This window comes from Finegoldia magna (assembly GCF_003182075.1).
Classification (GTDB): Bacteria; Bacillota; Clostridia; order Tissierellales; family Peptoniphilaceae; genus Finegoldia; species Finegoldia magna.
Map to the genome: position 1 here is coordinate 1 of NZ_QGTH01000014.1, position 9046 is coordinate 9046.

Here is a 9046-nt window from a genome sequence, read left to right on the forward strand (position 1 = left end):
GTTAAGCACGCCGCCAGCGTTCGTCCTGAGCCAGGATCAAACTCTCAATTTAATGTTTGTTTGAAGCTAGCTTTTCAGCTGACTTTTGCTTTTTTTATTCTCACCGAATTATTGTTTGGTTTGTACTTCTCTCAAAGTATTTACTTTATTTAATTTATTAAGGTTCTTTGTTAAATTATTTCGTTGCCTCAAGTGACAACTATTAAAGTATACTATACTTTTTTTAGCTTGTCAAGACTTTTTTAAAACTTTTTTAAATTCTTGTAAACTTAATCAAGTTTTTGTTACGTCTCTTTCAGACAACTATTACAGTATACGCTCCTAAATCATACTTGTCAAGTGTTTTTTGAAATTTTTTTAAAATTTTCTGTAATCATGTATAATATTAAGTAAGAAAGGGGGGCTTATGGGATTTACAAATGATGATATTTACAGAGTTTTCACGATGTATCAGGAATGTTTGATGGTAAATTGTTCTCTTTTGAATAAGCTCGATGAGAATTTAAGTAACAGAGACCACGGTTCTAACCTGAATAATGGATTTAGGGAGCTTTTTACGACTTTTCCTGATTTCAAATCAGAAAACCTATCAACTCAATTCAGTAATCTATCTTTTCTATTTACATACAAAGTAAAAGGCGCAACATCCCCTATCTATTCTTATGTATGTGATAAGGTTTCAGCATATCTTACAGATGTAGATGTTATCGACCGTGAAATGTTCGGAGAAATTTTGAAAATCACGACCGAATCTGTGAAACTTGTTGGAAACTGTAAGTTAAATGACAAGACAATTTTAGATTGCATTCACGCTGCAACAGAAAGCTTTGAAAAAAACAAAAATGAAAATACGATTAAATTGATGAAAAAAATAAGCGTAGATTGCAAGATAGCTTGCGAACAAACTTCAGAAATGACAGCCAAGAAAGGCAAAGCACGCCACAACGCGATTTTCTCCGTTGGAGCGATAGACCCTGGTGCTTATTCGTTGTTTTTGTTTTTCGACACATTATACAAATATGTCCTCAAAAAAAGACGCACAAAATAAAATCTCAATTCAACTTTTAAGTTAAATTGAGATTTTTTCTTTATTCTTCTTCCAATCCAAGGATTTTGAGTTCTTCATCAGTAAGTTCTCTGAAATCTCCTTCTTCCAAGTCCTCTGGCAACTTAAAACTTCTTATTTGAACCCTTTGAAGTTCAACAACTTCATTGCCAACTTTTTCGAACATTCTTTTAACTTGGTGGTATTTGCCTTCCTTTATAATAAGGTAGCAATTATAATCGTCGATAATTTCCATCGTAGCAGGTTTCGTTATGATATCTTCCGGCATCAACTTTATACCTTTTTCAAATGTGTCATTGTATTTCTCATCGACCTTGTCTCTCAAAGTAACCTTGTATTTCTTGGACACATCTTTCTTCGGAGATATCAAATTGTGTGCAAATTTTCCGTCATTCGTTATAATCAAAAGCCCTGTCGTATCCAAATCCAACCTTCCTACAGGATTCAAATCAAACACACAAAGCTCTCCCATATCGTCAATCACAGTCTTGTGCATAGGATCCTTCGAATGACTTGTCACACCTTTTCTCTTGTTCATCACGAAATACAAATACTTTCTGTACTCAATAACCTCGTCGTAGATTTTCACCACGTCGTTGTTTTCATCTATATGCTCAGAAGACTTCTTCACAGTCACATCATTCACCGTGATAATCCCCTTTTTCACCATTTGTTTTATTTCTTTTCTCGTCGCGATCTTCATCTCGCTAAGCATTCTATCTAATCTCATATCTCTCCTTATGGTACAATAATTTTGGGTGATGTAATGTTTAGTTTATATTTTTTAATAATAAATTTAATAACTTTCCTAGCCTTCCTTATAGATAAAAGGAAAGCCATTCACAACAAATACCGAATTTCTGAAAATATTCTGATACTCTTGTGCATAATCGGTGGATTCATCGGAGCGTTAAACTCCATGATAATCTTCAAACACAAACTATACAAGAAGAAATTCACCATCTCAATCCCATTGATTTCATTGGTTTATCTTGTAGTATTCGTCTTAATTAGCCAAGGAATTTTTTCATTAAATTAAGCTTTTTGTCCGTAAATGGTTTGAATCTAAATGGATTGTCGACTTTTCTGGAAACATAGACCGATTGTTTGTGTGAAAAAGTGTCAAATCCCCATTTGCCATGATAATGGCCAAGTCCACTATTGCCAAATCCACCGAAAGGCGCCTTGTTGTTGGAGATGTGCATCATACAATCGTTGATACATCCACCGCCAAATCCCACAGAATTAGTGATATAATCGCACAATTTCTTGTCCTTAGTGAACACATAAAAAGCCAACGGATTGTCCATTCTTCTGATGTGCATCAACATCGCATCAATATCAGTGTATGAAATCACAGGAAGTAACGGCCCAAATATCTCGTCTTTCATTATCTCATCATTAAAAGTTGCATCAGTAAACACACACGGTTCAATAATCATCTCATCATCGTGGTATTTTCCCCCGATTCTATCCGTTCTATCCCTCATAATTTTTCTGAACTCATCGTATTTTGCCTTCGTTTTTATCCTAGACATCTCTGAAATATCGGAATAATTCTCGTCAATCTCCTTCAGTATATAATGCATAAGCCTATCCTTGATGCTTTCTTCAACCACCAAATAATCAACAGCCACACAAGTTTGTCCGGAGTTTGTGAACTTCGCCCAGCAAATCTTCTTCGCTGTATCTTGTAAATCGACATCCTTGTCCACGATACAAGGACTTTTGCCACCCAATTCCAACACACAAGGCTTCAAATTCTCTGCCGCTTTCTTATACACAGCTCGTCCTCTGTTTTTGCTACCAGTGAAGAAATAAAAGTCAAACTCTTCTTCCAACACCTCATCATAACTTCTGTCATTTTCAAGATGAACAATATCCTCCACAGGCTCTAGAACTTTTTTCATTAATTCTCTGATCTTAGGATTTTTTCTACTCATCATCAAATACACGCTATTTCCAGCGGCAATGGCATCAATCACAGGAATCATACTCAAATTAAAAGGATAATTCCACGGACTAATAATCAAACATACCCCGAACGCCCTGTTTCTGATTTCCGTTTTGTTCGGAAAAGTCATCAAATCAAAAGAGGTATTCTTGGCTTGTGCAAGTTTTACAGTGTTATTAATGAAGAAATTCAGCTCCTGCATCACAGTTGCATACTCTGTCATAAAAGCTTCGTATTCGCTTTTTCCGATATCTTCCTTCAAAGCCGAGATTATCTCTTCTCTATGATTTTTCACAGAATCTCGTAGTTTTCTCAGATACAGTACCCTAATAGAAGGCTTCAACAAAACCGTTTGAGATTTTTCTCGTAAGTTTTCAATCATAATTTACCTCTCTATAAAAAATAAGCCAACTGATTCGTGTAAAATCAGTCAGCCTATAGTTACTTTTCATTAATACGTACAAGTCCTATCAAATTGCCGTTAACATTTCTAATTGAATCGATTGATTTTTCAATGTCGCTCTTTTTAGTTTCTCCAACCTTGTACACCAACAAAGTCGCATCGCAAATCGCTGACAACGCAACAGCATCAGAATAAGCTTCGATTGGAGGAGTATCGATAATCACATAATCGTAGTTATCTTCCAAAATACGGATGAAATTCTTCATAGCTTCACTTGAAATAATCTCATTCGCATTTGGTGGAATAGCTCCAGCGTGAATAATATCCAAATCCCATATCGATTCGTCGTGACTAATCGCAAGATTATAGTCCATCTTATTTACAACGACATTTGTAACGCCGATTTCAGTGTCAATATCGTAGAAATTTCTCAAACTTGGTCTTCTCAAATCCATATCCACAATAACAACCTTGTGATTGGACAAAGCAAAGCTCTTCGCCAAGTTAGCAGCCACAGAAGTCTTGCCTTCTCCAAAAAATCCCGAAGTAACCACGATAGACTTGATATTTGCCCCTGCGAACTTCACATTAGTTCTTAGATATTTGTATTGTTCATTAAACAAAGTCTTATCCTTCATCTATCATAGCACCCCTTTCATCAACATAAGGAATATCTCCAATAACATTTACTCCCAAATCTTCCACATCAGTATTCACTCTCATGACATCATCGTGAGATTCCCTCACCATACAAATTATAAACGAAATTAAAAACCCTATAAGTAGAGCCAATAAAGTATCTCTAACCAAATTTGGAGACACAGCTTTTAAAGGAGCTGAAGAGTATTCCAACACCTCAACCTTATATTCATCAGTAGCGTTTTTAACTGTGATATCTGCCAATTCATCCGCAATATCTCTTGCTCGTTGAATAACAGTATCCTCAACATTTATACTAACAATCTTTGAATTTTCGTCTGAAATGCTGATTTTCTTGGACAAATCCTCAACATTCGGCTTCAATTTCAAGTTTTGCTTCACTTCAGTCAACACCATCCTAGACTTAACCAAAGACTTCACAGTTTCTATTTGAGTAGTTGAAGTATTCCCGCTTTTTGCACTCACTACCACCTTTGAATCCACGCTGTACACAGGTCTCACCCACATAACATCGTAGCAAATCATAGCAATTGCGAACAAAAACGTCACCAAAACAATAGGCACAAACCTATTTTTAAAAGTTCTTACAAATAAGTTATCTCTCATCTTATCTCCTCTTACTAAAAATTCTAGACAAAACTCCACCGCTGTCCTTACTTAATATCGGAATCCTATCTATTCTTTCATCTTCCACGATAAGTTGTGGATTAAGCCTCATAATCAAATCAAAATAATCAGCATCTATAATCTTATGAAGAGATTTTATTCCATCTCTAATACAATCTGTCCCGTATGCATTTTCCGATTCTGTAGCCACAACATCTACCATTTGTCTGTCCAATAATTCCTTAGCAGTCTTAGCCAATCTGCTTTTCTTTGGTTTAACCAACGAATTCATGTCCAGTTGCACCAAGCAGTCTCTTTCCTTTAAGGAAATCAAGTAATCTGAGTTTTCTTGGACGTATTTACACCTTTCTGGATGAACGATAATAGGAACAAATCCTTTGATTTGGATATCGTAAATAAGCTTGTTTAAATCCTTGTATTCAGTTGTACTTGGAAGTTCAAGCAAAATATATCTGGAATAATTAATTGAACTAATCAAATCATCATTGAAATATTCCACCATTTTAGGATCACAAGTCATCAAATTTCCAGACAAAACTTGCAAATCAATCTTTTGATAGTCAAGCTCATCATTGATTCTGTCGATAAGAAGTTGCTTTTCATCAGCATACAAAACTCTACCATTCGTAGAAATCTCAGACGCGCTCACAACCTTTTTATAACCAAGCCTGACATACTCAAGCGCAGTGGCAATAGCCTGATCCAAATTACTCGAACCATTTTTCATGTCCGCCATTATCTTGCTATTAACATCAATCATTTACTCACCCAAAAATTCCTTAGAAACAAAACCTACTTGACCATTAAAATCAACCTTAATCCAAGTAGTTCCACCATCATTCTTAGTTTCTTCGATAACCTTAAGCTTATCATTCTTTTTTAGCTTAGTCACAATAGAAGAATTAGTGCTAGCTTCACTTCTCATATTCAAAATATCTGTTGTAACCTTCATAGTTTTCTCAGTAGATTCTGCCGGTTTGTTAGAATCCGTATTTTCTTCAGAAGGCTTTTCTGCTGGTTGTTCTGGTTTTGAATCCTCTGGCTTTTTTTGCTCTGTAGACTCTTGTTCCACAGGCTCTGCTATTTCAGTGTTTCTCATAGATTCGTAGTGTTCCGGTTTTCTCAAACAACCCGTCGTCAACACCAAAACCAAAATCGCAATAGGTATCAATCTCTTCATACAATCATCTCCTAATTAACAATTATTATTTTAACATATATTAAGACTTTTATACACATAAAAATCTGTAAAAATCATTATTTATATTATACCATTAAAACTAAAAATAGTAACGTGACATTAGCCCCACTATTATATATAATAATAGAAGATAATCATACTAAAATAAGGAGAAAAACGTGAAAATTTCAATAATAGGATATTCAGCATCCGGAAAATCCACACTAGCACAAGATATATCACAAACATACGATCTGCCATTGCTTCATCTTGACCAAGTAAACATGACAGAAAATTGGCAAGAAAGAGACCTAGATGAAGCCATTAACATAGTAGAAAATTTTATGAAACAAGACGATTGGGTAATAGATGGAAACTACAATAAATTTAAGAAAACAGAAAGACTCGCTCTATCTGACATCATAATCTTCCTTAACTTCAACAGATTCAATTGCCTTGCAAGAGCCATCAAACGCTACATCAAATACCATGGCAAAACCAGAGAAAGCATGGCAGACAATTGCCCCGAAAAACTAGACTTTGAATTTATCAAGTGGATACTCATAGATGGACGCAGCAAAGAAAAACGCGAAAACTACGCCAATATGAAAAAACATTACTCCCACAAATGGATTCAAATCAACAACCAAGAAGAACTCACAAAATTTAAAAAATACCTTCAACGAAGCAACGCGAGCCTGTAATAGGCTCTTTTTTTGTTGAAGTTTTTTTGAGAATCAAATATTTTTGCATATAAAAATACCCGATCATACGATCGGGTATCTTCATCTCAATAAACTACAGAATTAAGATCTATAATTTATTCTTCATCTTCTTTTTTCTTCCTTGAAACATACAATCCACCCAAAGTAGATAGAGCTGCAGCAGCCATCATCATAGCTTCTGATTCAATACCTGCTTTTGGTAAGTTCTTAGATGGTTTGTCTTGTTTAGAAGGTTTAGAAGGTCTAGTTGGTGCATCGGCAATCTTTTCAACTAAATCACTACCTTTGATAGTATCCTTAGATCCATCTGGATAAGTGATAGTAGCTGATCCGTCGTTTCCGATTTCAACCTTAGTTCCTTGTGGAAATTTATCCTTATTAGCCTTTTCAATAGCTTCCTTAACCTTGTCTTTTTCGTCCTTAGTTAAGTTAGAAGGATCTTCAACCTTAGTCTTTCCAGGAACTGCTGGATCCACCTTGTCAGCATCAACTTCTTGAGTTGCTTTACCATTCAAAGCTTCTTCTGCAGCCTTTAATGCATCTTTTGCTTTGTCTACTTCTTCTTGAGTAGCGTCTTTGTTTTCAAGTACTTTCTTAGCTTCTTCTATTGCTTTGTCGTATGCATCCTTCTTGTCTTGGTCTGCATTCTTGTACTTGTCAGATTCTTTTGTATCATCTTTCTTGTCTACTTCTGTTTGAAGTTCTGATTTGTCAACTTCTTGAGTTGCTTTACCATTCAAAGCTTCTTCTGCAGCTTTTAATGCATCTTTTGCTTTGTCTACTTCTTCTTGAGTAGCGTCTTTGTTTTCAAGTACTTTCTTTGCATCTTCTATTGCTTTGTCGTATGCATCCTTTTTGTCTTGATCTGCATTCTTGTACTTGTCAGATTCTTTTGTAGTATCTGCTTTGTCTACTTCTGTTTGAAGTTCTGATTTATCAACTTCTTGAGTTGCTTTACCATTCAAAGCTTCTTCTGCAGCTTTTAATGCATCTTTTGCTTTGTCTACTTCTTCTTGAGTAGCGTCTTTGTTTTCAAGTACTTTCTTTGCATCTTCTATTGCTTTGTCGTATGCATCCTTTTTGTCTTGATCTGCATTCTTGTACTTGTCAGATTCTTTTGTAGTATCTGCTTTGTCTACTTCTTTTTGAAGTTCTGATTTGTCAACTTCTTCTTTTTGTTCTACGACTTTATCAGCTGGAATAGTGTCTGTTGATTCATCTGGATATGTGATTGTTACATTACCCTTATCATCAACTTCTACCTTAGTTCCTTCTGGGAAGTTATCTTTGTTGGCTTCTTCGATCTTATCTTTGATTTCTTCTTTTTCTTTATCAGTTAGATTATCTTTGTCGCCTACATCAGTCTTTCCTGGAACTGTTGGTTCGATTATATCAGAGATTGGAAGTTCTGGCCTGTCATCAATTTCTGGATCTCCATGTTTGTATTGGAATACAAGATTTTCAGCTGGGATAGTATCCTTTGATTCATCTGGGTATGTGATAGTTGCATTACCCTTATCATCAACGTCAACTTTTGTTCCTTCTGGGAACTTATCCTTATTAGCTTCTTCAATCTTATTCTTAACTTCTTCTTTTTCTCTGTCAGTTAATTTTTCCGGATCTTTTACGCCTGTTTTTTCAGGAATAGTTGGATCTGTGCTTTCAGCTGTTGTACTTGGTTTTGAATCCTTATCTTTTGGATCTGTACCTTTTTCTTTTTCAGTCTTGTCATCTACACCATCATTGTCATCATCAGTGTCTGTTACATCTGGAGTTCCGTCTCCGTCAGTATCTCTCAAGATTGTAACTGTGATTTCTTTTGTAGATTCATTTCCTGCTTCATCAACTGCTTTGATTGTTGCTGTGATAGTTTTTTCTTCCTTATAACCCCAATCTTCTGCTTTTGGTATAGTACCCTCGATTTGCTTAGTTTCTGGGTTGTACTTCAATCCTTCTGGTAAGTCTTCTACAGTAACTTTTGCATTAACATCGTCAACATCTACCATTACTGGTGGTATAGGTTGTCCTTCTACAGCTGTAATGTTTCCTGCATCAATTGTTGGTGCTGTTGTGTCTCCTGAAACAACTTTTTCCCAAACTGCTGAGAATATTACACTCTTTTCTCCGCCTAAGATATCTTTGCTGAATGGTTTACTTAAGTCAAATTCTTTGTCTGTTCCTAACTTAACCCATTTTACAAATTTATATCCTTCTCTTGTTGGTTCTGTTACTCCACTTACTACTTCACCGTCTTTTACAGTTACTTTTTGAGTTGTTGGATTTCCGCCATTTCCGTTAAAGATTGCAAGGTATTCTTCAGCTGGAGTTGTTTTTGTTGTAACAGTTGGATTACTTAAGTCGCCTGTATCTGGGTCAACGTCGTAGATTGTTGTAGTTTCTGTTGTAGATCCATCTTCATTTGTCTTTGTTT

General features: G+C 35.5%; 10 protein-coding genes. 3 read left to right on the top strand and 7 right to left on the bottom strand.

Going from position 1 to position 9046, the window contains the following annotated elements; genetic code table 11:
• Nucleotides 1-406: 406 nt before the first annotated feature.
• A complete protein-coding gene (locus tag DES33_RS06385; RefSeq protein ID WP_110058440.1) occupies nucleotides 407-1048 on the top strand; it encodes a dihydroxyacetone kinase subunit L in 642 nt (213 codons plus the stop codon).
• A gap of 40 nt (nucleotides 1049-1088) precedes the next feature.
• Here DES33_RS06385 and DES33_RS06390 read toward each other — a convergent pair whose 3' ends face one another.
• The gene (locus DES33_RS06390; protein WP_110058441.1) at nucleotides 1089-1796 is read right to left on the bottom strand and encodes a pseudouridine synthase; all 708 of its coding nucleotides are present in this window, start codon (nucleotides 1794-1796) and stop codon (nucleotides 1089-1091) included.
• A 36-nt stretch (nucleotides 1797-1832) separates the two neighbouring features.
• Between DES33_RS06390 and DES33_RS06395 the strand changes: the two genes are divergently transcribed.
• Complete coding sequence (locus tag DES33_RS06395) at nucleotides 1833-2105, top strand: DUF1294 domain-containing protein (RefSeq protein WP_094225073.1); 273 nt, start codon at nucleotides 1833-1835, stop codon at nucleotides 2103-2105.
• On the opposite strand, the gene DES33_RS06400 is transcribed toward DES33_RS06395, so the two are convergent.
• From DES33_RS06400 to DES33_RS06420, 5 genes are read right to left on the bottom strand one after another with little or no spacing between them, the layout of a single operon-like run.
• A complete protein-coding gene (locus DES33_RS06400; protein WP_110058442.1) occupies nucleotides 2077-3402 on the bottom strand; it encodes an aldehyde dehydrogenase family protein in 1326 nt (441 codons plus the stop codon). The two genes, DES33_RS06395 and DES33_RS06400, sit on opposite strands and share 29 nt — an antisense overlap.
• 59 nt (nucleotides 3403-3461) lie before the next feature.
• Nucleotides 3462-4061, bottom strand: coding sequence for a CpsD/CapB family tyrosine-protein kinase (locus DES33_RS06405; RefSeq protein WP_094207647.1), 600 nt, complete (start codon nucleotides 4059-4061; stop codon nucleotides 3462-3464).
• Nucleotides 4051-4689: a YveK family protein gene (locus tag DES33_RS06410; RefSeq protein ID WP_094225075.1), complete on the bottom strand. Its 639-nt coding sequence runs from the start codon at nucleotides 4687-4689 to the stop codon at nucleotides 4051-4053. Before DES33_RS06410 ends, DES33_RS06405 begins: the two co-directional genes overlap by 11 nt.
• Before the next feature lies 1 nt (nucleotide 4690).
• Nucleotides 4691-5470, bottom strand: coding sequence for a tyrosine-protein phosphatase (locus DES33_RS06415; RefSeq protein WP_094225076.1), 780 nt, complete (start codon nucleotides 5468-5470; stop codon nucleotides 4691-4693).
• Entirely contained in the window at nucleotides 5471-5890 is a 420-nt protein-coding gene (locus DES33_RS06420) for an SH3 domain-containing protein (RefSeq protein ID WP_094225077.1), read from the bottom strand. It lies immediately after the preceding gene.
• A gap of 179 nt (nucleotides 5891-6069) precedes the next feature.
• Here DES33_RS06420 and DES33_RS06425 point away from each other — a divergent pair, with 179 nt between their 5' ends.
• Nucleotides 6070-6594 (top strand): DNA topology modulation protein, encoded by a 525-nt coding sequence (locus DES33_RS06425; protein WP_094225078.1) that lies wholly within the window; start codon nucleotides 6070-6072, stop codon nucleotides 6592-6594.
• 116 nt (nucleotides 6595-6710) lie between these two features.
• Here DES33_RS06425 and DES33_RS09635 read toward each other — a convergent pair.
• On the bottom strand, nucleotides 6711-9046 hold a 2336-nt coding region (locus DES33_RS09635), incomplete at its 5' end, for a MiiA motif-containing surface protein (RefSeq protein WP_170111626.1).

Bases quoted from the DNA above. Each gene is read 5' to 3' on its own strand.
- DES33_RS06385 (WP_110058440.1), top strand. From the start codon at position 407: ATGGGATTTACAAATGATGATATTTACAGAGTTTTCACGATGTATCAG.
- DES33_RS06390 (WP_110058441.1), bottom strand. From the start codon at position 1,796: ATGAGATTAGATAGAATGCTTAGCGAGATGAAGATCGCGACGAGAAAA.
- DES33_RS06395 (WP_094225073.1), top strand. From the start codon at position 1,833: ATGTTTAGTTTATATTTTTTAATAATAAATTTAATAACTTTCCTAGCC.
- DES33_RS06400 (WP_110058442.1), bottom strand. From the start codon at position 3,402: ATGATTGAAAACTTACGAGAAAAATCTCAAACGGTTTTGTTGAAGCCT.
- DES33_RS06405 (WP_094207647.1), bottom strand. From the start codon at position 4,061: ATGAAGGATAAGACTTTGTTTAATGAACAATACAAATATCTAAGAACT.
- DES33_RS06410 (WP_094225075.1), bottom strand. From the start codon at position 4,689: ATGAGAGATAACTTATTTGTAAGAACTTTTAAAAATAGGTTTGTGCCT.
- DES33_RS06415 (WP_094225076.1), bottom strand. From the start codon at position 5,470: ATGATTGATGTTAATAGCAAGATAATGGCGGACATGAAAAATGGTTCG.
- DES33_RS06420 (WP_094225077.1), bottom strand. From the start codon at position 5,890: ATGAAGAGATTGATACCTATTGCGATTTTGGTTTTGGTGTTGACGACG.